The organism is Bacillus sp. EKM208B, from assembly GCF_011800725.1.
GTDB lineage: Bacteria > Bacillota > Bacilli > Bacillales > Bacillaceae > Bacillus > Bacillus velezensis.
Genome location: NZ_JAANHO010000004.1, coordinates 54,966 through 81,813, shown reverse-complemented (window position 1 = coordinate 81,813; position 26,848 = coordinate 54,966). Strand labels below are relative to the sequence as shown.

At 50.2% G+C, this 26,848-nt stretch carries 2 protein-coding genes; both read left to right on the top strand.

Annotated features, from left to right (window positions below; genetic code table 11):
• Positions 1-14: 14 nt before the first annotated feature.
• Positions 15-10,550, top strand: coding sequence for a type I polyketide synthase (locus tag G9F75_RS08495; RefSeq protein ID WP_167409049.1), 10,536 nt, complete (start codon positions 15-17; stop codon positions 10,548-10,550).
• Positions 10,540-26,841, top strand: coding sequence for a non-ribosomal peptide synthetase (locus G9F75_RS08490; RefSeq protein WP_167409048.1), 16,302 nt, complete (start codon positions 10,540-10,542; stop codon positions 26,839-26,841). The genes G9F75_RS08495 and G9F75_RS08490 overlap by 11 nt, the downstream gene beginning before the upstream one ends.
• Positions 26,842-26,848: the final 7 nt, after the last annotated feature.

Sequence of the window (26,848 nt, the reverse complement as noted above, 5' to 3'; positions counted from 1 at the left end):
AGGAGTGGGAAGGAATGATATCGGAAAAAATCAATATCTCACTGGATCATCCCATCATGAAGGGCCATATGGTCTTTGGTGAAGCGGTATTGCCCGGTCTTGCTTATATCGATTTGATTTATCAGGTTTTTCAGGAACACGGTTATGTATACAATGAGCTCGAATTGAAGCACGTTACGATTTATCAGCCTTTAACCGTCAGTGAAACGGCTGCAATCATTCTGACCATTCAATGTTCTGATAGCGGAGATGGAAAGTGGCTCATCTCCCTTTCAGGGCAGAAACAGCAAGGTGACGAGCTGTCAGACAATATACAATATGCGACGGCTGAAATGGTGAAAAGAGACGCTGTCACATTTGACGAAACCATTGATTTCGGCGATGTGAAGCAGTCAGGCAGATCTCTGAATCTTGATGACATGTATAACCGCTGCCTGGATCATGACTTGGTTCATTCCGGCATGATGAAATCGAACGGACGATTGTATGAAACAGAAGGCGGCATGCTGGCTGAGCTTTCTTGCGAAGAAGGAAAAGATTTCTTTTTATTCCATCCGGCCCTTTTGGATGCGAGCGGAATCGGGGCGAGCGGTTTGCTTTCTGAAACAAACCGGCTTCACCTGCCTTTATATTATGAATCGTTCACGGCCGCCGACAGGCTGCAATCAGAGTGCACGGCGCGTATCGCCGCTTCCGGCGTCCGTCAGGAAAAAGAACTCACAACGATGACGATCGAGTACTTCAGCCGATCCGGACAAAAGGTGGCGGAGCTTAAAAACATTACGGGAAAAGCGGTTCGGCTCGAAGAAGACGCGAATACAGCCGAACAGAATCAACAGGCTGCAACTGAGCCGGAAAGCACAGATGAAAAAGACATCATTCTGTTTTTAAAGAAGCTTTTGGCTGATAAGCTTGGTCAGCCTTGGGAGACGCTGGACGTTCTAGCAGGCTACTATGAGCTTGGGCTGGATTCATCTTCTTTGCTTGAGATTGTACAGGATATCAGTAAAAAGACGGGTGCGGACCTCGCGCCCACTCTTCTCTTTGAATATACAAATATAAAAGAACTCGCAGCCTTTTTGAAAAAGACCGTTTCATTTGAATGTGCGGAACGTGCAGCCGAACCATCACGGTCTGAAGCTGAAGCACCGGACGCGCCAGAACATCATAAAAACACCGGAGACATCGCGATTATCGGAATGGCCGGCCGCTATCCGAAAGCGAAAAGTGTGGAGGAGTTTTGGGAAAACCTGAAGGCAGGCACGGATTGTATCACTGAAGTTCCGAAGTCCCGATGGGATTGGCAAACATATAAAAACGTAACGTCCCCGTCAGGAAAAACAGTATCAAAATGGGGCGGTTTCATTGACGATGCCGACTGCTTCGATCCGCAGTTTTTCAGAATCTCACCGCGTGAGGCGGAAACGATGGACCCGCAGGAGCGCCTGTTTTTAGAAACATGCTGGGAAACGATTGAAGATGCGGGGTATACGCCTGAAACGCTGGGAAATAAAGGGGAGAAACAGCATCCGATCGGCGTATTTGCAGGGGTGATGCATAAAGATTATTCCTTAATCGGCGCAGAACAATTATCTGAAACTGATCCTTTTCCGGTTTCACTGAATTATGCGCAGATCGCCAACAGAGTGTCCTATTATTGTGACTTCCACGGGCCGAGCATCGCGGTGGATACCGTTTGTTCCTCATCATTGACCGCCGTCCATCTGGCCATTGAAAGCATCCGCCGCGGCGAATGTGAAGCCGCGCTTGCGGGAGGGGTGAACTTGTCGCTGCACCCGGCGAAATATCTCAGCTACGGAAGCGTGGGCATGCACTCAAGTGACGGCCGCTGCCGTACATTCGGCGAGGGCGGGGACGGCTACGTTTCCGGAGAAGGAGTCGGTGCGGTCTTGCTCAAGCCGCTGGAAAAAGCCGAACAAGACGGCGACCGCATTTACGCGGTCATTAAAGGAAGCGCCGTTAACCACGTCGGGAAAGTAAGCGGAATTACCGTCCCGAGTCCTGCTGCACAGGCAGAAGTCATTAAGGCCTGTCTGAAAAAAGCAGGTATCAGCCCGCGGACCGTCAGTTATGTGGAAGCCCATGGCACGGGTACCTCGTTAGGAGACCCGATTGAAATTGAAGGTCTGTCAAAAGCGTTCAGCCAAGGGACGCAGGATCAGCAATTTTGTTCCATCGGTTCGGTCAAATCAAATATCGGTCACGCAGAATCAGCGGCGGGGATCAGCGGGTTAACAAAAGCGGCGCTGCAGCTTCATCACAAAACGCTTGTCAAATCACTGCATTCTGCGGAATTAAATCCTTACCTGAAATTTGAGGGATCTCCTTTTTACGTACAGCAGCAGACTGCTCCGTGGAAGCAGCCGGCAGCCGAAGAAAACGGTAAAGTCACACATTATCCGCGCCGGGCCGGACTCAGTTCCTTCGGTGCATCAGGTTCGAATGCCCATATCATTTTAGAAGAATACATTCAGCCTGAACAAAAAGCGCCAGCACCTGAGAACGAGGCAGCAAAACTCATCCCGCTGTCAGCAAGAAATAAAGACAGGCTTCTAGCCTATGCGGAAAAACTAGCCCGATCGCTTTCAGAAAAGACGGTGCTGTCTGAACTGGCTTATACTCTTCAGACAGGACGTGAAGCAATGGAGGAGAGAGCTGTCTTCCTTGTAAATGACACCCGCGACTTGAAAGAAAAGCTGAATGATTTCGTAAAAGGAAACGAAAACATCCCCGGTCTTTGGCGCGGACAAGCCGAGCTGCCGGAACTGAGCGAACCCGCTCCCGAGACGGATGATCCGATACGGCTTGCCGAGTTATGGGCAGAAGGGAAAACAGTAGATTGGAATAAGCTGTACGGTTCATATAAACCGCGTAAAACAAGCGTTCCGACGTATCCGTTTGCAAAAGAACGCTATTGGATTCCGCAGCAGAAAAAACAGGAGAAAAGCCCGTCAGGCACAGTGCTGCATCCGCTTTTACAAGAAAATACGTCAGATTTTTCGCAGCAGCGCTTCACGTCTCTTTTTACGGGAGATGAATTTTTCCTATCTGACCATGTCGTCAACGGACAAAAAATACTGCCGGGTGTCGCCTATTTGGAAATGGCCGCAGAGGCGGTCAAAAAGGCCGCTGCCGTGAAGGAAAAAGGCCATAGCGTCACACTCAGGCAGGTTGTTTGGGTCCGTCCGGTCATGATTGAAGACAAACCGAAAGAAATACATATTGCCCTTTACCCAGAAGATAATGGTGAGATTACCTATGAAATATACAGTGAGGCAGAAAACGACGAAGATCCGGTTATTCACAGCCAGGGTGAAGCGGTCATTACCGAACCGGGCAGCGCCCAGATAGATATCGAGTCTGTCAAAACTTCCTGCAATTTAGGAATCGTGACTGCGGAAGAATGTTACGGTGCTTTTGAGAAGATCGGTCTGGATTACGGAGAGGCATACAGGGGCGTACAGCAGTTGCTGCTTGGAGAAGACCGATTATTGGCCCGTATTTCACTCCCAGCTGCCGTACATGACAAAAAAGAACAGTATACGCTTCACCCGAGTATGATGGACGCCGCTTTTCACGCCTCTGTCGGGCTGCTTGTCCGCTCTATACATGACGATGCAGAAAGCCACGAGCTTTCTTTGCCGTTTGCGATGCAGGAAGTGGAAGTGTTCGGACCGTGCCCTGAACATATCTGGTCTTATATCCGGTACACAGAAGGCAGCAAAGCAGATGACAGCGTAAGAAAATTTGATATTGATATGTGCGATGATGCCGGTACGGTTTATGTCCGGATGAAAGGGGCGTCCGTCCGGGCGCTTGACACAGGCCAAACAGCGGGCGGAGAAACCTCGGAGGCGCCTGTCGGCCATACGATGCTGATTCCGGCTTGGGAGCCTGTTGCGCTTGAAAAAGCCGGGGAAGCAGCGGTGGATAAGCAGACGGCAGTATTCGGCGGAACGGATTCGAGACATACGCGCATAAAAGAACATCTGCCGAACGCTTCCTATTATCCGATCAGAAGCACGGATGATATCACATCTCTTACGCACATGCTTGAAGGACAAAAAGAACTGGAGCAAATCATTTGGCTTGCTCCGCAGGCTGAGAGTGCTGACAGCCTCAAGGAACAGGAAAGGAACGTTCTTCATGTGTTCAAGCTGATGAAAGCATTACTTGCCTTAGGGTACGGAGAAAAACGTTTGGACTGGTGCATCGTCACAGCAAATGCCCAGCCGTTTTCGGATCAAGACAGCGCCGACCCGTCACAAGCCGCAGTCAGCGGACTTGCCGGAACAATGGCGAAAGAATATCCGCATTGGTATATCCGCATGATTGACACAGAAACGGACGGCAGCTGGCCGATCGAAGAGGCGCTCAGTCTTTCTGCCGGGAAAAACGGTCAAATTTGGGCGTACCGCAATCAACAGCTGTTTGAGCGGCAGCTGATACCGCTTGACAATATGCCGAAAAACGGCACGCTGTACCAAACAGGCGGGGTTTATGCCGTGATCGGAGGCGCCGGATATCTTGGCGAGGCATGGAGTGAATACATGATCCGCCGCTACAAAGCACGCATCATTTGGATCGGAAGAAGCACACTGAATGATTCCATACAGGCGAAACTCGACCGGCTCAGCGCATTCGGCCCGGCGCCTGAATATGTTTCCGCCGATGCCGCCGACAGTTCTTCCTTAGAGCGGGCTTATCAGTTCATAAAAGAGCGCCACACAAAAATGAACGGAATCATCCACTCGGCAATGGATCTGTCTGAGCAAAGCTTAAATAATATGAAGACAGAAGAGTTCAAATCGGTGCTGCGGGCAAAAGCCGATGTAAGTGTGTCCATGGCGGAGGTATTTGGACGGGAGCCGCTTGACTTTGCGCTCTTCTTCTCCTCGCTTGTGGCATTTATCCATAACGTGAAACAAAGCCATTATGCCGCAGGATGCGCTTTCAGTGACGCATTTGCGAAGGAACTTGATCAGACATGGAATTGTCCGGTCAAAGTGATGAACTGGGGCTATTGGGGCAACAGCGAAGCGGCTGAAGACGGTGATTTTATTCAGCTGATGGATCAGATCGGATTGGGATTGATCGAACCGGACGCTGCAATGGAGGCGCTTGAAACCCTTATGACGCTGCCGATTGATCAGGCGGCCTTCATTCATACGACCAAACCGGTCGCAGTCGAAGGGATGAATGAAAGAGAAAAGATTTCCGTTTATCCGCCTCAGCCGCTTGTCTTTTCACAACAGCCGAAGGTCGCTCCGCCCGGCGCACTTCTTGTTAGAGAGGCTGACCATCAGGAGCTCGATGATTTTCTGTATCAGCTTTTGATCGCCCAGCTTAAAGAAGCAGACTTGCTGACGCCGCAAAGCCTTAAAGCGTATGAGCCCGAACACGAATACTTTAAAAAATGGCTCAATCAAACGATCGCTTTCCTTCTGGAACATGGCTATCTGGAAGGGAATGCGGATTCATATAAACTGTCGGCGCAAGCCGAAAACACAACCGCCTCGCTATGGCAAAAATGGGAGCGGGAAAAAGAGGAATGGCTCAATAACGCCGATACAAAAGCGATGACTGTTTTAGCCGAGACGATGCTTAAAGCACTGCCGGACATTCTGCGGGAAGAAGTGCCAGCGACAGACATCATGTTCCCGCACTCTTCAATGGAACTTGTTGAAGGAATTTATAAGCACAATCAAGTCGCGGATTACTTTAACAGCGCCCTGTCAGATACATTAACGGCTTATGTGAAAGAAAACATCAGCAAACATTCAAAAGCCGAGATCCGCATACTGGAAATCGGAGCGGGCACAGGCGGCACAAGCGCAGGCATATTTGAAAAGCTTAGGCCGTATCAAAACCATATAAAGGAATACTGTTACACCGATGTATCAAAAGCTTTTCTCGTGCATGCGGAGACGGAATACGGCAAACGGAATCCTTATCTGACGTATCAGCTTTTTAACGCAGAAGCGCCGCTTGCCGGCCAGGACATAGAGCCGGGCGCATACGACATCGTCGTTGCGGCCAATGTGCTCCACGCGACGAAAGACATCCGCCAGACGCTGAGAAACGCCAAAGCCGTTTTAAAAGACAACGGTTTGCTGCTCTTAAATGAAATGGCGGGAAACAGCCTGTTCCCGCATATTACTTTCGGACTGCTTGAAGGCTGGTGGCTGCATGAAGATTCCGCCCTTCGTATTCCGGGGTGCCCGGGCTTGTATCCGGAAAGCTGGAAGCGCGTGTTAGAAAGTGAAGGCTGGCATTCTGTCTTCTTCCCGGCAGAAGCGGCACATGAATTAAGCCATCAGATTATAGCGGCAAAAAGCAACGGCGTTGTCCGCCAAAAAACGCTTAAAGCAGGGGCCGGAAAACGGACCGCTCCGCCAAAAGCAGCACAAGCGCCGGAACTTCAGGCGCAAACAACGGTGCAAAAAGGCGACACGTCTTTAACAGAAAAAAGCACCGAGTACTTGAAAACGTTAATCGGAGAAACATTAAAAATTCCGCCGGCTCAAATTGATCCGAAAGCGCCGCTTGAAAAATACGGAATTGATTCTATCGTCGTCGTACAGCTGACAAACGCGTTACGAAATGTATTGGACCAAGTCAGCAGCACTTTATTTTTTGAATATCAGACGATTGAGGCGCTCGTCGCTCACTTAATCAAAACGAAAAAAGACGCGATGATCAAACTGACGGGACAAACGCCTGTTCAGGAAGAACGGAAGGCATCACCAGAACCGCAGGCTGTACAGCCGGCTAAGCCGCTTCGCACTGACTGGCGGCGGAGGGAAAAACGGGCAGCCAAAGAGACCGTCCGGCAAAGTTCGGTTCGCGACGTGGCCATCATCGGTGTTTCAGGACGCTACCCGCAGGCAAAAACAGCGGCTGAGCTTTGGGCTAATATTAAAAAAGGAAAAAACTGCATAGAAGAAATCCCGCGGGAACGCTGGAACTGGCAGGATTACTACGATGAAGAGAAAGGTAAAGAAGGCTCTATTTATACGAAATGGGGCGGCTTCATTGAGGATATGGACAAGTTTGATCCGCTGTTCTTTCAGATTTCTCCTTTGGAAGCAGAGCGAATGGACCCGCAGGAGCGATTATTTTTAGAAACGGCGTATGCGAGTATCGAGGATGCCGGCTATACGCCTGACAACCTGTGCCAAAGCAGAAAAATCGGTGTTTTTGCCGGCGCGATGAACAAAAACTACCCGACAGGCTACGGCTACTGGTCCATTGCCAACAGGGTATCTTACCTTTTTGATTTCCAAGGGCCGAGCATTGCCGTTGATACAGCCTGCTCCTCTTCTTTGACGGCCATTCATCTGGCGCTTGAGAGCATATACAGCGGTTCAAGCGAATGCGCGATTGCCGGGGGCGTAAACATAGTGACCGACCCGATCCATTATATGAATCTGTCAGTCATGAACATGCTTTCCGCAAGCGACACGTGCAAATCGTTCGGAGACCGCGCGGATGGTTTTGTCGACGGAGAAGGGGTGGGCGCGGTCGTGTTAAAGCCGTTAGACCGAGCGATTGCCGACAACGATCACATTTACGGTGTGATTAAAGGAAGCACCATTAACAGCGGAGGCAAAACGAACGGATACACGGTTCCGAATCCGAATGCGCAGGCCGCCTTAATAAAAGAAGCTTTCCAAAGGGCAAACGTCCCGGCGCGCACCGTCAGTTATATTGAAGCCCACGGTACGGGCACCGCATTAGGAGATCCGATTGAAATCGCCGGATTAACGAAAGCATTTGAAGAGGATACAACAGACAAACAGTTTTGCGCCATCGGCTCCGCAAAATCAAATATCGGTCATTGTGAAAGCGCCGCGGGCATTGCGGGTCTGACAAAAATACTATTCCAGCTCAAAGACCGCCAAATTGCGCCGTCCCTGCACGCGGAACAGCTGAATCCGAATATTGATTTCGCGTATACGCCGTTTGCCGTTCAGCAGGAGCTTGGTGAGTGGAAACGTCCCGTCATCGGCGGCAGAGAGCTTCCGAGAAGGGCGGGGTTAAGCAGCTTCGGCGCGGGAGGAGCAAACGCCCACCTCGTTATAGAAGAATATGCGGCAGATAAAGAGCCTGATGAGACGCCGGCAGATCAGCCCGCCATCATCGTCCTGTCCGCGAAAAACAGCGAACGGCTCACTGAAAAAGCAAAACAGCTCAGAGACGCCATCCGTGAAAAAAGATACAGCGGCAGCGACCTTATGAGCATAGCCTTTACTCTCCAGACGGGCCGGGTGCCGATGGAAGAGCGTCTCGGTTTTATCGTCCATTCACTTCATGAACTTGAGGAAAAACTGAATGGATTTATCACCGGACAAAACAGCGCCGGACTGCACCGTGACGGCACGGAAGAAAACAAACGGATGCTTGCCGTATTTTCGGCGGATGATGATATGGAAACAATCATAGACGCTTGGATCAGCAAACGGAAATATTCTAAGCTGCTTGAGCTTTGGGTAAAAGGATTGGACATCGATTGGGCGAAATTATACGGAGACCGTCCTCCGGCCCGCATCAGCCTGCCTGCTTATCCGTTTGCGAAAGAACGCTTCTGGCATCAGCAGCCTGTACAAAGCAAGGCCGCACCCGTTAACGCGCCGGCTGATGAAAGTGATCCGGCGGAACAATTTGAAGTAATGGCTTTTAGAGAAGTTCTTAAAGAACAGGCTCTGCCGGCTGCCGGAGCAAAGCAAGTCAAAACGGTGATTTCTTTCTTATCTGATCAGAAGAAGCAGCAGGAAGCCGTCTCTGTGGTCAAATCGTATGACAGTGACATTGACGTTATTTTTATCGCTCAGGGAGACCGGTATGAGGCTCTGTCCGCCGGCCGCTGCCAAGTGGTGCGGGAAGATCCGCAATCATATGTGAACGCTTTTGCGGATATTCAAAAAGAGTACGGTGAGGCTTCTGCCATTTTGTATTTATGGGCGCTTGAAGATAAAAGCTGCATCGAAGATTATTCATGTATCGTTCATATTCTTAAAGCAATGGCTGAGACCGGTCTGCAGCCGGAAAGGCTGTTATTGGCGGGGGAATATGCATCCGGTCTGGAAAGGTGCTACTTGGAATCATGGATCGGCTTTGAGCGTTCGCTCGGCATTGTTCTCCCGAAAACAAGTGTTACCGGCCACTTCAGAAAAGCCGGTGCGGCCATAACGGACTGGATGAGAACCATTTGGGACGAGCTGAAAGCTGAAACAGACCATACCGTTTTCTTGGAAGAGGGAAAACGATATGTCTATCACACCGAACCAACCGGACTAACGAAAGAAAACAGCAGGATCAGAACCGGCGGAACATATCTCATTACAGGCGGATTAGGAGGGCTCGGCTACTTATTTGCCCGCCATCTCGCCCGGAACTACCAGGCAAATGTCATTCTCACGGGGCGGTCGCCGATCAATGAAGAAAAGAAAGAAAAAATGAAAGACCTGGAAAATCTCGGTGCGGGTGTTCTTTACGCCGAAGCCGATGTTTGTGATCCGATCGGAATGGGCGACTGCATCAAGCGCGCGAAAGAACGATTCGGAGCCATTCACGGCGTCATTCATGCGGCGGGCATCGAAAGCAGAACATCCGTCTTTGAAAATGAAATCGGGAATTTCCGCAGTACGCTTGAACCGAAAATAAACGGAAGCCTGCTTCTTGACGAGTGGCTGAAAAACGAAACGCCTGATTTCATCTGCTACTTTTCATCCACATCGGCTGTTTTAGGCGATTTCGGCTGCTGTGATTACGCGGTCGCGAACAGGTTCCAAATGGCGTATGCCCGCTATAAAAACGAACAATCAGAAAGCGGAAACGCTTTTGTCATAAACTGGCCGGTTTGGAAAAACGGCGGAATGGCCGTCGGCGGTGAAGAGACGACGGGCATGTACTTGAAATCAAGCGGTCAGCGCCTGTTAGAAACAGATGAAGGCATTGAGCTTTTTGAGCGCATCATTTCTCAAGACAACACCCAGTGCCTTGTCATTGCCGGCGAGAGAAGCCGTGCCGAACGATTTTTAGGCATACGGCGGGACGATTCATCAAAACCGGATGCGCTTTTGGAAACCGTGAGCCGCCGCATTCCGGAAGAAAGCACGGAAAAACGGCTCGAAGCGGATTTGAAAGAGCTGATACACAGTCTGCTGAAAATATCCAAAGATAAACTCGTCCTGCATAAAAACTGGGCGGAATTCGGATTTGATTCCATCTATTTAGCCAAATTTGCCGCTCTTTTGTCGAGTCATTACGGCATTGAAGTCACTCCGGCGTTATTTTACAGCTATGCCACGCTCGGAGACGTCATCAGCTATTACCTGACAGAACATAAAGAAGCGATCGAAACGTTTTACCGAACGGAAGAAACCGAAACAGAAGCCGCCGCTCCGGATAACAAGGAGTATACGGATCAGGAGATCATCTCCATGATGAAACAGGTCTCTGAGGGGACATTAGATTTTAAAAGAGTGCAAGACATCATAGAAGGGAGTAAGACCTATGAATCATAAAGAACTTCTCGATGCCTACAGATCAGGAACGCTCACCATCGCTGAAGTAGAACAAAAGCTTCAGGCTTTCAAGCGGACAACTGCAAAACGTCCGCTTTCTGAAGGCCAGAAAGGTTTGTGGATGCTTCAGAAAATGTTTCCGGAGATGAGCGCATATAACATTCCGTTATGCTTTCGTTTTCAAAAGCTGGATGTCGAGACATTCAAAAATGCCCTTTTGTCCGTGCAGCGCCAGCACCCTATTTTGACCAGTGTGATAAAAGAGGAAAACGGCCTTCCGTATCAGATAGAAGATACGGATCGGCATTTTCCGATTGAAGAAATGGATCTTTCCGAATTAAGCGGGCGTGACGCTCTTTCGTTTATTAAAGAAAAAGCAAAAGAACCGTTCTCGCTTGAAACCGGGCCGCTCCTGCGTGTTCAAGTATTCCGGCGGGCGAAGCGGGAGCCGATTGTGTTAATTACCATTCACCATATCATTTTTGACGGCGTCTCTCTTATGACGTTTATGTCGGCGCTGCTGGACGCTTATGTAAAAGCAAGTGAAGGCAAAGAACCTGTCATGCTTCAGCAGGCCGCAGATTATCATGACTTTGTGAAATGGGAAAAAGAGCTGCTGGAAAGCGAAGCGGGAAAAACGCATCTGTCTTATTGGAAAAAGCAGCTGAAAGGACCGCTGCCGGTGCTTGAGCTTCCGTCGGATTATCCGAGATCATCGGTCCAAACGTGCAGGGGGCAGGCGTATCAGCGCTTGCTTCCTGATGAACTGAACCGGCAGATTAAAGTTTGCGCCCAAAAAAATAATGTCAATGAATCCGTTGTGTATCTCGCTATTTTTAAAGGACTGCTCTATCAATATACGAATCAGGAAGATGTCATCGTCGGCATGCCGACGATGGGGCGTTCTGAGGCTCAATTTGAATCTGTCATCGGATACTTTATTAATATGATCGCGGTCAGAAGCAGGGAGACGGGCGCCAAATCTTTTACGTCGTTTTTGAAGGAGCTGCAGCTGACACTGGCAGAAGGGCTGGACCATGCCGCGTATCCGTTTCCCGCGCTTGTCAAAGAATTGAAGACGGAACGCTCGCCTGCGGTGTCGCCTGTTTTTCAAACCGCGTTTTTCTATCAAAACTTCTTCCGGACAGAAGGAGCGGAAAAGCTGGCGGAACTATATCAATCACTCGGCATTGAAATGATAGAAGACATTCATCAGGAAGGCGAATTTGAGCTTGCGCTTGAAGTCTATAAAAAAGAAACGGGAACCGTCCTGCAATTTCTGTACAACCCGGATGTCTACAGCCCTTCTTTCATCGAACGGATGGCGGAGCATTATATGAAACTGGCAGAAAAGGTGCTTTCTGATCCGGAGATCGCTTTTGAAGCATGTTCCGGCCTGCTTAATCAAAAACGTGAAGCAAGCCGTTCATCCCATCAGCCGAATGAGCGCTGCATTCATGAAGTGTTTGCAGAAAAAGCCGGACGCCACCCTGACAGAGAAGCCGTCACATTCGGTGAAAACAGTCTTACATATCGCGAATTAGATGAACGAAGCACGGCGCTCGCTGTGTACCTGCAAGAAAAGGGCGTCACACCGGAATGCCCGGTCGGCATTTGTACGGAGCGTTCTTTTGAGATGGTCATCGGCATCCTCGCCATTTTAAAAGCGGGAGGCGCGTATGTGCCGCTGGACCCGGCTTTTCCAAACGAACGGATGGCGCACGTGTTGACTGACAGCGGCGTTTCGATCGTATTAACGCAGGAAAAGACGCGCTGCATGATTGAACAGTTGGCCATCGGCGGTGTGAGCACGGTGGAAATTGAAAACAGCGGACGTTCTGTCAGCGGGGCACAACTGACGCCGCGTTCAAAACCGCATCATCTCGCTTATATTCTATATACATCCGGAAGCACGGGAAAACCGAAAGGCGTCATGGTTGAGCACAGAGCCATCATGAATACGCTGCAGTTTTTAGAAGCTGAGTACCCGGTCGCTCAAGAGGATGCCTATTTGTTAAAAACGAATTACGTATTTGACGTTTCGATTTCTGAATTATTCGGCTGGTTTATCGGAAACGGACGGCTTGTCATTTTGCCGCCTGGTGCAGAAAAAAATCCGCAGCTTTGCATGGAATACATCCAAACCCACCAGGTCACGCATCTGAATTTTGCGCCCGCCGTGTTTAATGTATTTCTGGAAACGGTAAAGCGGCATACGGCATTTACAGAAGATGGCCCTGTGAAATATGTGATGGTGGCCGGTGAGGCGTTTCCGAAAGATTTAGTTAAAAAGTCAGTTTCCATCTTCAAACATGCCAGAATTGAAAATATATACGGCCCGACGGAAACATCCATTTATGCCGCTTACTACAGCTGCGGCCAAAAGGAAATCACAAGCAGGAATACGCCGATCGGGAAACCGATTCACAACACGCGGCTTTATATCGTCGATGAAAAGCTCAGCCCCGTTCCTGACGGTGTGGCCGGGGAGCTTTGCGTGGCCGGCGCCGGTCTGGCCAGAGGCTATTACAATCAGCCTGAGCTGACGGCGGCATCATTTATTGATAATCCGTTTAGTGAAGGAGAAAAACTTTACAAGACAGGTGATTTGGCCAGATGGCTGCCTGACGGAAATATAGAATATGCCGGCCGGATTGACAGTCAGGTGAAAATCCGCGGCTTCCGCATCGAATTGGGAGCGATTGAAACGAAATTGAGCGAACATCCGGATATCCTTGATCAGGCGGTAGTTGTTCAGGAAAAGAACGGACATAAAAAGCTGATTGCTTATTATACGGCCCGCTCCGGTCATACGGCAGATGAAAAAGCGCTCCGCAACCATCTTTTATCGAGTCTGCCGGATTATATGGCGCCTGCCCATTTTATCCGTCTGGATGCGCTGCCGTTAACACCGAGCGGAAAAGTGAACCGCAAAGACCTAAAACAGCGCAAGGTAATCGTTCACCGGTCTGAAAAGACGGGCAGACTGCCGTTATCAGAAGCGGAAGCGAAAGTGACCGCAATATGGGAAGACCTGCTGAATACGGCGGGCATCAAAATCGAAGACGGCTTTTTCGATGTGGGAGGTGACTCGCTTCTGGCTGTTGCGGCGGCAGAACGCATTAAACAGGAGCTGGAATGCGATTTTACCGTCACGGATTTATTCGAACACTCTACTATTCAGGCGATCAGCCGATTTATTGTTGAAACAAAACAGGCGGCTGAATCAGAGGTGTCCGGCCGAGATGAAAGAGAAAAAGAACATACACCGCAAAACGGGATGCCGTCTTACTTTGAAGACAGTGTGGCGATAGTGGGGATCTCCTGCCAGTTCCCCGGCGCGAAAAATCATCATGAGTTTTGGAAGCAGTTAAGAGAAGGAAAAGAAAGCGTCAGGTTCTACTCGGAAGAAGAACTCCGGGAAGCCGGCGTGCCTGAAGATTTGATCGAAAATCCCGACTATGTGCCGGCATTATCGACGATAGAAGGAAAAGATCTCTTTGACCCTGAGTTCTTTCACATTTCTCCGAAAGACGCAGAATTTATGGACCCTCAGCTTCGGCTTCTGCTGCTTCATTCTTGGAAAGCCGTCGAGGACGCGGGATATGTATCAAAAGAGATTCCGAAGACAAGCGTATATATGTCGGCAAGCAATAATTCGTATCGGTCGCTTTTGCCGGAAAAAACGACAGAAGGCCATGAATCTCCCGACGGCTATGTGTCATGGGTGTTAGCGCAGAGCGGCACGATTCCGACGATGGTTTCCCATAAGCTCGGATTAAAAGGGCCAAGCTATTTCGTTCATTCCAATTGCTCATCATCATTAGTCGGTCTTTATTCAGCCTATAGAAGCATAACGAGCGGAGAATCAGAATACGCGCTCGTCGGCGGAGCAACTCTGCATGCAGCGGCCGGCATCGGCTATGTGCACCAAAACGGATTGAATTTTTCAAGCGACGGGCATGTCAAGGCATTTGACGCTTCAGCCGACGGTATGGCGGGCGGAGAAGGAGCGGCCGTCATTCTGCTGAAAAAGGCGTCACAAGCCGTTCAGGACGGAGATCACATATACGCCATGCTCAGAGGCATCGGTCTGAACAATGACGGAGCGGATAAAGTCGGTTTTTACGCACCGAGTGTAAAAGGCCAGACTGACGTCATCCAGCATGTTTTAGACAGCACGAATATTCACCCGGAGACGATTTCCTATATCGAAGCGCACGGCACAGGAACGACATTGGGTGATCCGATTGAAATGTCCGCGCTGCAGCAAGTATATAAACGTTACACGGACCGGGAGCAGTATTGCGGGATCGGCTCCGTAAAAACGAATATCGGACATTTGGATACAGCAGCAGGTCTGGCCGGGTGCATCAAAGTCGCCATGAGTTTATATCATCGAGAGCTGGCGCCTACCATTAATTACACCTCACCGAATCCGAATATCAAATTCAGCGATTCGCCGTTTTATGTGGCGGATAAGCGAAAACCGCTTCCGGAGAGAGAGACGCCGCACCGCGCAGCGTTAAGCTCATTCGGACTCGGAGGAACAAACGCCCACGCCATTTTTGAACAGTACGAAAACAAAACGATCAGCGGATCAAAGGACGGACAGCCGCCTTTTATCGTTCCGCTGTCAGCGAGAAATAAGCAGCGTCTTACTGCCTATGCATCTTGTTTATCCGGCTTTCTGGATGAAGCCGAAAACGATGTTTCCTTGCATGATCTGGCATTTACGTATCAGACCGGACGTGAAGCGATGGAAGAGAGAGCCGTTTTTATCAGTCATGATCGTCACGATTTGAAGCGTCAGCTGCAGGATTTTATCAACGGCAATGACCAAAACATCTTACGGGGCGAAAAAGTGAGAAGCAGAGAAGTGTCAGCTCAGGAGATGGAAGAGCTTGCGTCATGTCAGACACGGGATGAAAAGCTGAAAGCACTCGCGGCGCTCTGGGTTGAAGGAGCGCGTGTCGATTGGGGCTTATTGTATCAGGATTCCGCGCCGCAAAGAATCAGTGCGCCGACCTACCCGTTCGCAGAGGAGCGCTTCTGGCCGGAGGAAACTGTGAAGCAAACGGATACCAAACTTTTGCATCCGTTGGTACATCAGAATACATCTGTCTTGCAGGAGCAGCGGTTCAGTTCGGAATTCACGGGAAAAGAGTATTTTATTGCCGAGCATATCATTAAAGGAATGGCGATCGTGCCGGCTGCCGTTACTCTTGAGATGGCACGGGCCGCGGCGGAGAAAAGCATCGGCGGGGCAACAGAGGAATCTCTGGGCCTGCGCTTAAAGAATATTGTTTGGGTCCGCCCGGTGATAGCCGATCAGGACGCTGTCCGTGTCCATATCGGACTTTATGAAGAAGAGGACGGACAGATTCATTACAGAATGTACGGGGGTAACGATTCTATCGGTGAAGAAGCTCCTCTTTATAATCAGGGCATCGCTGAAATCATCCGGAAGGAACCGGAGGAAGCGGCGGATATTGAGCAGCTGAAGCGCCGGTGCACACAGGGAATAATCGAATCTCAAGCGTTTTACAAAGGAATGATCGGTGCTGATTACGGGCCCGGATACAAAGGGGTGCAGCTTGTATACAAAGGAGAAGACCGGCTGCTTGCTAAATTGAAGCTTCCTGAATCCGTCTCTCATACAAAAGCTGATTATATCCTTCATCCGAGTATAATGGACGGTGCGCTTCAGGCCGCCGAATATTTACAAAACGTGACGAGAGCGCTGCTTGCAGAAAGCGGGGAACCATTCAAAGCCGCATTGCCGTTTGCTTTAGAGGAGCTGGACGTTCTGAAGCCGTGCGCTGATGATATGTGGGTGCTCGTCACATTCAGTGCGAACAATAAAGCCGGCGATCCTATCCAAAAAGCCGATATTGATCTATATGACAATAACGGCGGGCTTTGTGTGCGGATGAGAGGTTTCTCAACGCGGATCATGGAAGAAAACGCGGGTGCCGGCATTTCGGTCAGCCGTACGGACACATTGCTCGCTGAACCGGTCTGGAAAGAGCAGCCGGAACCGGCGGACCACGAGCCTTCGTATGAAGAGCATATCATTTTCCTTTGTGAGTACGATGAAGCTGTAAAACAGGCCGTGGAAGCAAAGCTTGAACATGCAAGCGTCATTATCTTGGACGATCGTCCCGCATCTATTGCAGAGCGGTATCATTCTTATGCGGGTCAGATGTTTGACCATATCAAAACCATAATGAAAAGCAAGCCGATGGGCCGCGTTCTTCTTCAGGCTGTTACGCGGTCAGCAGGCTTACAGCAGGTGTTCTCAGGCATTACCGGACTCTTCAAAACCGCATGCCTTGAACATTCCAAGCTGATCTGTCAAATGATCGAAGCCGAGGAGGAAGAAAGTGCTGAAGGCATAGCGGAAAAAGCGTCCGAAAACCGTATGCATGCCGAAAGCGTCCATGTGAAATATGAAAACGGCAAGCGCTTTGCCGCTGATTGGGGAGAAATGGATATACCTCAAGCGGAGCCGGACATTCCGTGGAAAGACGAAGGCGTTTATCTCATTACAGGAGGTGCGGGAGGTTTAGGTCTGATTTTTGCAAAAGAGATCGCAAACCGTACAAAAGACACCGTCATCATACTAACCGGCCGGTCCGCTCTCAGAGAAAAGCAGAAAGACATGCTGGAAACAGTACGTGCTGCCGGCGCTTCTGTTTTCTACGAGCAGACCGATGTCACGGACGAAGCAGAAGTATACCGATTGATCCGCAATATCCGCAAACGGCACGGCAAGCTGGACGGGATTGTTCACAGTGCCGGCATTATAAAAGACAACTACATGGTGAAGAAGACGGCAGAGGAATACCAACACGTTCTCGCTCCGAAAGTGAAGGGCCTTGTGTATCTTGATGAAGCGTCACAACATGAGAAATTAGATGTCTTTATTGTCTTCTCATCCTTATCAGGTGTGCTTGGAAGCGTCGGCCAGGCTGATTATGCGTCTGCAAATGTCTTTATGGAGATGTATGCCGAGTACCGCCGTTCTTTACAAGCCGCAGGACAAAGATACGGAAAGACGCTTTCTGTCAGCTGGCCGTTATGGAAAGAAGGCGGAATGCAGGCAGGAAAGCAGACGGAAGATATGCTGATGCAGGAGGCGGGAATCGCACCGCTCGGCACAGATGCCGGCATCAAGGCTTTATATCAAGGCTTGATGAGCGGGACAGCCCGGATGACGGTTCTTGAAGGAGATGTGAAACACATGAAAGCAAAACTGTTCCGCAAAGAGAATGATCATCCGGAAACAGAGACCGGCGTACGTCATGACATTGATGCTGACAGCCTGCTTGAAAAAGTGAAGCATCTGTTAAAACAGCAGACGGCCTCACTGTTAAAAGTAAACATTGACAAAATTGATCCTCATGAAGAAATGACAAAATACGGGCTGGATTCTATCTCGATGACTGAGTTTACGAACCAGTTAAACAAAACGTACCGGCTTACATTAACGCCGACGATTTTCTTTGATCATCCGACAATCCATGAATTTGCCGTTCATTTAATCAGTGAATACGAAGAGGAATTTGCCGGACGGTTTGCGGTAAATACAAAAACGGTTCAATCGGCAAGACCGGTAAAAGAGACTCAAATCACGCGCCCGGCCGTTAAGCGACGCCGCACTCTGCCTGAGACACTTCCGCAGACAGTGCAGCGGGACCAAGGGCCGGAACCGATCGCAATCGTAGGCATCAGCGGGATTTTCCCGATGGCAGAAGACATTGAAGCTTACTGGCAGAACCTGAAAGAAGGCAAAGACTGCATGACCGAGATTCCGAAAGACCGCTGGGACTGGCGGGACTATTACGGGGATCCCGCAAAAGAAGCCAATAAAACAAACGTCAACCAAGGCGGGTTTATTGACGGAATTGCTGAATTTGATCCATTGTTTTTCGGGATTTCACCGCGGGAAGCGGAGCAAATGGACCCTCAGCAGCGACTCTTGCTGACGCACGCGTGGAAAGCGATTGAAGATGCCGGATATGCGTCAAAGAGTCTCTCAGGCACAAAAACAGGTGTGTTTATCGGGACCGGAAATACCGGCTACGGTTCTCTTTTAGCCAATGCCGATGCGGAGATTGAAGGGTCATCCGCGGCGAATACAAGTCCGTCTGTCGGACCGAACCGTGTCAGCTATACGCTCAATCTGCACGGGCCGAGCGAACCGATTGATACCGCCTGCTCAAGCTCGCTCGTTGCCATACACCATGCCGTTTCTTCAATTGAAGAAGGGACGTGCGACATGGCTTTGGCGGGAGGAATCAATACGATTGTTCTTCCGGATGTGTATATCAGTTTTGATAAAGCGGGCGCGCTGAGTAAAGAAGGAAGATGCAAAACGTTCTCTGATCAGGCTGACGGTTTTGCCCATGGTGAAGGAGCCGGTCTCTTTTTCCTCAAAAAGCTGAAAGCCGCTGAGGCGGATGGGGACCACATTTACGGCGTCATTAAAGGAAGCGCGGTGAATCACGGCGGCCGCGCGGCATCTTTAACAACGCCTAACCCGAAACAACAGGCGGAAGTCATTAAAGCCGCATACAAAAAAGCGGGCATTGATCCGAAAACAGTCTCTTATATCGAAGCGCACGGCACCGGAACAGAACTGGGAGATCCCGTTGAAATTAACGGCCTGAAACAAGCGTTCAGCTCGTTTACAGACGGAAAAGAGAAAGCGGCCGGCTATTGCGGCTTAGGGTCGGTCAAAACGAATATCGGCCATTTATCCCTTGCCGCGGGGGCAGCGGGCATTATTAAAATTTTGCTGCAGATGAAGCATCGGACACTAGTAAAAAGTCTCCACTGTGAGACGGTAAATCCGTACATTCAGCTTGAAGACAGCCCGTTTTATCTGGTGCGGGAGACGATGGAATGGAAGACGCAGACGGACGAACGCGGTAACGAACAGCCGCGCCGCGCGGGCATCAGCTCATTCGGCATCGGAGGCGTAAATGCCCACGTCGTCATCGAAGAATACATCCCAGAAGACAGAGAGGAAGCAGATGATTCTCATATCGATCCATGTCTTTTCGTTCTGTCCGCCAAAAATGAAAAACGCCTGAAAGAGCAGGCAAAACAGCTGAAACGTGCGCTTACTGAAAAACGGTACGATCAATCCTCCCTCGTTTCTATGGCATATACCCTCCAAATCGGAAGGGACGCCATGGAAGAACGCCTGGCGGTTATTGCCGGATCCGCAGAAGAACTGCAGGAAAAACTGTCACAGTTTATCACTGGAGATAAGCACGCGGACTTGTACAGAGGAAGAATAGACAAAGGCACGCTGCAAATGCTGACGGAAGATGAAGAAATTCAAGAAGCCGTTGAAAAATGGATGGCCCGCGGCAAATACGCGAAGCTGCTTGAATTGTGGGTCAAAGGGCTGAACGTCGATTGGGCGAAGCTGTATGGAGACCGGCCGCCTAAACGTATGAGCCTGCCGTCGTATCCTTTTGCAAAAGACCGTTATTGGGCGGCGAAACATACCGGAAAACACGAAAAAACAAAAACTGTATCTGCCGGAAAACAAGACGCGCTTCATCCGCTTCTGCACAGAAATACTTCAAACCTTGCAGAACAGCGGTTCAGTTCAATCTATACAGGAGAAGAATTTTACCTTGCGGACCATGTTGTAAAAGGCGTGCCGATTTTACCGGGAGTGGCACATCTTGAAATGGCGCGCGCAGCAATGGAACAGGCATCTGAAGTTCCGGCCGGACAAGGAAGCGTCAAGCTTAAGAATACGGTTTGGGTGCGGCCGATCACCATTGAAGACGAGCCGGTTCATGTCAACATCCGTCTCATTCCTGAAACGGCAAATGACGTTCAATTCGACATTTACAGCGGCCGGGACACAGATCAGCCGTCCGTTTACAGCCAAGGGGCAGTATCAGTCCGCCCTGACGCCGAGGCTCCGGTCATTGATCTCCAAAAGCTGAGATCACAATCCGCCGAGACACCGTTTTCTGCAGATGAAGTGTACGATATGTACCGCAAAATCGGTTTTGATTACGGCCCGGCTTTCCGGGGTGTCAAAGCGATTTATACAGGTGATGATTTCGTATTGGGCAGACTGTCACTTGATGCGGCTTGTGCGGACACGGTACAGGAGTATGTCATGCATCCGGGCTTAATGGACTCTGCATTGCAGGCATCAAGCATATTAACCGGAACAAATGATGAAAAACTGATGCTTCCGTTTGCGGTTCAGGAGCTTGAAGTATTCAGCGCATGCGCTGCCGAGATGTGGGTTTACGCCAGACTTTCTGAAGACCACAAAGCCGGCCAGATTGAAAAACGCGATCTTGATATTTGTGATGAAAACGGCAAGGTTTGCGTAAGGCTGAAAGGTTTGTCATTCAGAACGGCTGAAAAAGAACCTGAGAAAAAAGAAAAAGCTCCGGAAACGCTCATGCTTGAGCCGGTATGGAGCCGAAGCGATAAAACCGCCGTTCAAACGGAACCGGTTTTTGCCCGGCATATCGTGTTGGTTTGTGACACAGACGCCGGATTGAAACAAGCCGTTGAAGCCGCGGGAGCTGAATGTATTGAAATGACCTCCCAGCATGGGAAAGCGGCGGCGCGCTTCCGTGATTATACAGGACGGATATTGGAGACGCTGCAAAAACTGCTGAAGGAAGAGACGGATGGAGACGTCCTCATCCAGACGGTTCTCTCTAAAACTGATAAGCATCAGCTGCTCTCAGGGATTTCAGCTCTGTTAAAAACAGCCGGCCTGGAACATGTAAAACTGAAAACCCAGCTGATTGAAATAGAACCGGCGGAAAACGGAAGAATCACAGACATCATCAGAGAAAATAAAACACGGGCTGATGACAGCCATGTCAAATATGAAAACGGCATCCGATACAGCGCAGATGTCAAAGAAACGGCCGTGTCCGGCGGCAAAATACGCATTCCGTGGAACGACGGAGGCATTTATCTCATTACCGGAGGAGCCGGGGGCTTAGGCTTTATTTTCGCGAAAGAAATCGCCCGCAAAGTCAAAGAGCCGACACTGGTTTTGACAGGCCGTTCCGCTTTAAGCGAGAATCAGCGGATGCAGCTGCAATCGCTTGAATCACTCGGAGCAAAAGCGGAATACAAGCAGGCTGACGTAACAAACGCTCAAACTGCGGCAGACCTGGTCAAAACAATTGAAACGGAATATGGCGGCCTTCACGGCATCATTCATAGCGCGGGTGTGATGAAAGATCAGTATATCGCAAAGAAAACAACCGAAGAGTTTTACAGTGTATTGGCTCCTAAAACGGACGGATTTGTCAACCTTGATGAAGCAACCGAGCATTTAGCGCTGGACTTTTTCATTGTTTTCTCATCCATTTCCGGCGTCACCGGGAATGCGGGACAGGCGGATTACGCGGCGGCAAACGCATTTATGGACAGCTATGCGGCATACCGCAACGCACTGGTTACCGCAATGTACCGCCACGGTCACACATTGTCGGTCAATTGGCCGCTTTGGAAAGACGGCGGAATGCAAGTCAATGAAGAAATGGCGAAGCTCACCGAAAAAAGAACCGGTGTAACGCCGATGCGCACTGAGACCGGAATAGAAGCTCTTTACAAAGCATGGAGCACGGGGAAAACAAGCGTGCTCGTCATGGAAGGAAACCGCGCCGTAATGCGGGAAAAGCTGCTTCAAAAGACTCCTGCAGCCGCTTTTGCACCGGTTAAGAAAACGGATGAAACGGCTGTGCCGAAAGACCTGACGGCAAAACTTCAGGAATTGCTGGCAAAAGAGGTTTCCGGGCTTCTGAAAATAAACATTGAAGAAATCGATATCGAATTGGAGTTTAATCAATACGGATTTGATTCCATTACGCTGACGGAATTCGCCAACAAGCTGAATGACACTTATCAGCTTGATCTGACACCGACCGTATTTTTTGAATATGCGACGATTCAAGCCCTGGCGCATCATTTAGCAGAAGACTATCAAACACAATTTGCCGGCAGCACACAGCCGAAAGAAGAAAAACAAAGCGGCGTAACTGATGATGGCGGCATCAGACTGGCAGGGAACAAACGATTTGCAAAAACTGCCGTACAGCCTGTTCAGACTGCGGCTGAACATAAACCGGAACCGATCGCTATTGTCGGCATGAGCGGAGTGTTTCCGAAGGCCGCAAATATTGATGAGTATTGGCGCAACTTAGAAGAGGGAAAAGATTGTATAACAGAGGTTCCGGCGGATCGCTGGGACTGGCGTGAGTATTACGGTGACCCGCTTAATGAAGCCAACAAAACAAATGTAAAGTGGGGCGGATTTATTGACGGAGTTGCGGATTTTGATCCGCTGTTCTTCGGAATTTCACCGCTGGAAGCCGAACAGATGGATCCCCAGCAACGCTTGTTAATGATGTATGCGTGGAAAGCGATAGAAGATGCGGGATATTCCGCTAAAAGCCTTTCCGGCACGAAAACAGGCCTGTATATCGGCACGGGGAATACCGGATACGGCTCACTGTTTTCCGACCTGGATATCGGCGGTGCGTCAGCCGCAAATATGAGTCCGTCAGCGGGGCCGAACCGCGTCAGCTATATGCTTAATCTGCACGGGCCGAGTGAACCGATCGACACGGCTTGTTCCAGCTCGCTGGTCGCGATTCATCACGCCGTATGCGCCATTGAAAACGGGAACTGCGATATGGCGATCGCCGGCGGCGTGAATACCGTCGTCACTCCGCAAGGCCACATCGCTTATGACAAAGCGGGTGCGCTGAGCAAAGAAGGGAAATGTAAAACGTTCTCCGACAGGGCGGACGGATTTGCCGTCAGTGAAGGTGCCGGAATTCTGTTTTTGAAAAAGCTGTCAGAAGCGGAAAAAGCGGGCGATCATATCTACGGTGTCATCAAAGGCAGCGCGGTCAACCACGGCGGACGCGCGAACTCCTTGACGACACCGAACCCGAAAGCCCAGGCGGAAGTCGTCAGAACGGCTTATGACAAAGCAGGCATTGATCCGAGAACCGTCACTTATATAGAAGCGCACGGAACCGGAACGGAGCTTGGCGATCCGGTCGAAATCAACGGCCTGAAATCCGCCTTTCAAAAGCTGTACGAAAAAACAGGCGATTCCGCCGTTTACGCGAGTCACTGCGGTCTGGGATCGGCCAAAACCAATATCGGCCACCTGTCACTGGCAGCCGGTGTCGCGGGTGTGATCAAAGTGCTGATGCAGATGAAGCATAAAACACTTGCAAAAAGCCTCCACAGCGAGGTCATCAACCCATATATCAAGCTGAAAGACAGTCCGTTTTACATCGTACAGGAAAAAAGAGAATGGACGGCATTAAAGGACGAAAACGGCAATCATCTGCCGCGCCGTGCGGGAATCAGTTCTTTCGGCATCGGCGGCGTAAACGCCCATGTCGTCATTGAAGAATATATCCCGAAGGAAGAAAGAAAAACAGCTGTTTTCACACACCCTCAAATCTTTGTGCTGTCGGCCAAAGAAGAAGAGCGTCTGCAGGAACAGGCGCAGCAGCTGGCGCAAGCTTCTTTTACGGATGCGGATCTTGCCAATGTTGCTTACACGCTTCAGCAGGGACGTGACGCGATGGAAGAAAGAGCGGCTATTATCGCTTCCTCGGCCGAAGAACTGCGGGACAAGCTAAAGAGCTGTGCGAAAGGACGTTATGATATAGCGGGCATTTATAAAGGAAAAGCGGGTAAAACCTCCCTGAAATCCATTCTGGCAGGCGCAAACGGCGAAGCGGATATCGAAGAGCTGATAAGCCGCCGAGAGAATGATAAGCTTGCGGAATTATGGGTGCAGGGCGCGGATATCAAATGGGACGGCTTATATTCAGATATCAAGCCCCAACGGATGAGTCTTCCTGCTTACCCGTTTGCGAAAGAGCGGTACTGGATCACGGACAATCGGCCGAAAGCAGAGAAACCGCAAGCTGTGCCGACGTCGCGGGTGCTGCACCCGCTGCTTCACGAAAATGTATCAGATTTAACAGAGCAGCGGTACCGATCCGAATTTACGGGACAAGAGACGATTTTCACCGATCATCTTATTAAAGGCAAGCCGGTTATGCCGGGCGTCGCCTACTTGGAAATGGCTAGGGCGGCGGTTGCTCAGGCAGTCAAAGGGCAAAAGGAACGTCCGTCTGTCACCCGCCTGAAAAACATCGTTTGGGTTCGGCCGATCGAAGCGGGAAACCGCCCGATTGAAGCGCAAATCAGCCTGAACCCGAGGGAAAACGGTGAAATCGTGTATGACATTTACACGGATTCACAAACAGAAGCAAGCGGCAGGCAGATACACTGTCAGGGGGCTGCCGGCATTCTCAGCGCCGGGGAGGCTCCGCACCGTGATATAGGCGCACTGAAAGCTCAATGCGGCCTCAGTATACTGACTTCTGAACAGTGTTACGGCTTATTCAGCAAAATCGGCATTGACTACGGTCCAGCACAACAAGGAATTCAGCACATTCATATCGGAAGCAATCAAGCATTAGCTGAGCTCCGGCTGCCTTCCTTCCTCGAAGAAACGGCAGATCAATACGTTCTTCACCCGTGTATGCTTGATTCAGCTTTGCAAGCGACAATCGGTCTGAAGCTGCACGCAGATGATAACCAGCTGTCACTGCCGTTCGCCCTTGAAGAACTGGACATTTTCAGTCCGTGCACGACAAGCATGTGGGCGTATGTCAGCTCCCGGGGAACGGATGAAAAAATACAGCGGCTGGACATTGACTTATGCGATGAGACCGGCCGGGTCTGTGTCAGAATTAAAGGGATTTCTTCCAGAATGATGGAAGGCCCCGCGCCGGAAACATCATTAAATGGAGCAAACCTTCTGGCTCCGGTGTGGGATCTCGCGGAATTCCGTGATCAAAGCCCGGCATATAAGACGGAAGAGGTTGTCTTTATCGCGGGGGATGAGGAAAGCGCGGTTTTTCAATTGCATCATCCTTCTGCGAAACGGCTTCATATCAACCCGGAGGATGAAATAGAGGCTGTTGCGGCTGAACTGAAAGCAAGAGGGTCTTTCGGGCATATCGTATGGATCGCTCCTTTTCACAGCGCTGATGACATGGTAAAAGCTCAGGATACGGGCGTCATCCAGATGTACAGAGTGATTAAGGCCATGCTTGCTTTAGGATATGGAGGCAAGCGAATCAGCTTGACTGCAGTCACAATAAAAACACAGTCCGTACAGCCGGCGGACATGATTGATCCGGCTCATGCAGGCATTCACGGTTTGGTCGGCTCGCTCGCAAAAGAGTATCCGAACTGGCAAACAAGGCTGATTGATGCCGGATGTCCGGAAGATGTTTCAAAGGCGGAGCTGTTCTCAGCGCCGTTTGATGAGCAAGGCAATACATGGGCGTACCGGAACAATCACTGGTACAAACAGCGCCTTATTCCTGTACAGCAGCCGGTGTCAAGCCGGCCCGCTTACCAACAAGGCGGCGTTTATGTCGTCATCGGCGGCGCGGGGGGCATCGGCGAGGCATGGAGCGAATATGCCGTGAAAACATATCAGGCGCGAGTCGTTTGGATCGGCAGACGAAAACATAACAGCGCCATCCAGGAAAAAATCGACAGACTCAGCCAATTCGGCCCGGCGCCGATTTATATTGAAGCTGACGCGGCAAATCCGAATGAGCTCACACGGGCGTATGAAACGATCAAACGCACGCACCCGCAAATTAACGGAATCATCCATTCCGCAATTGTTTTAGAGGATCAGAGCCTGAAAAATATGCCGGAAAGCCGTTTTAAAAGCGTGCTCGCTGCAAAAGTCAATGTCAGCGTGAATATGGCCCGCGTGTTCCAAAATGAGCCGCTGGACTTTGCTTTGTTCTTCTCATCTGTTCAATCATTTGCACGAGCGGCCGGACAAAGCAATTATGCTGCCGGATGCAGTTTCAAAGATGCCTTTGCCGCTCATTTGGCTCAAGTTCGGCCGTATTCGGCGGCAGTGATGAATTGGAGCTACTGGGGCAGTGTCGGAATCGTATCATCTGCCGAATATCAAGAACGGATGAAACAGGCGGGAGTCGGATCAATTGAAGCGCCGGAAGCAATGGCGGCGCTTGAACGATTGCTCGGCGGCCCGTTGAATCAGTTCGTCATGATGAAACAGGCGGAAGAGCCGGAGGAAAAACCGGAAGAAATGATAGAAGTATACCCTGAACATCACGGCTCGGCGATGCAAAAACTGCGAAGCTATCAGCCTAAAGTAACAAGACATGTACAACAATTGAGTTAAGGAGGGG

What these genes read in the sequence shown, in the direction of transcription:
- G9F75_RS08490 (WP_167409048.1), top strand. Translation starts at nt 10,540, where the DNA reads ATGAATCATAAAGAACTTCTCGATGCCTACAGATCAGGAACGCTCACC.
- G9F75_RS08495 (WP_167409049.1), top strand. Translation starts at nt 15, where the DNA reads ATGATATCGGAAAAAATCAATATCTCACTGGATCATCCCATCATGAAG.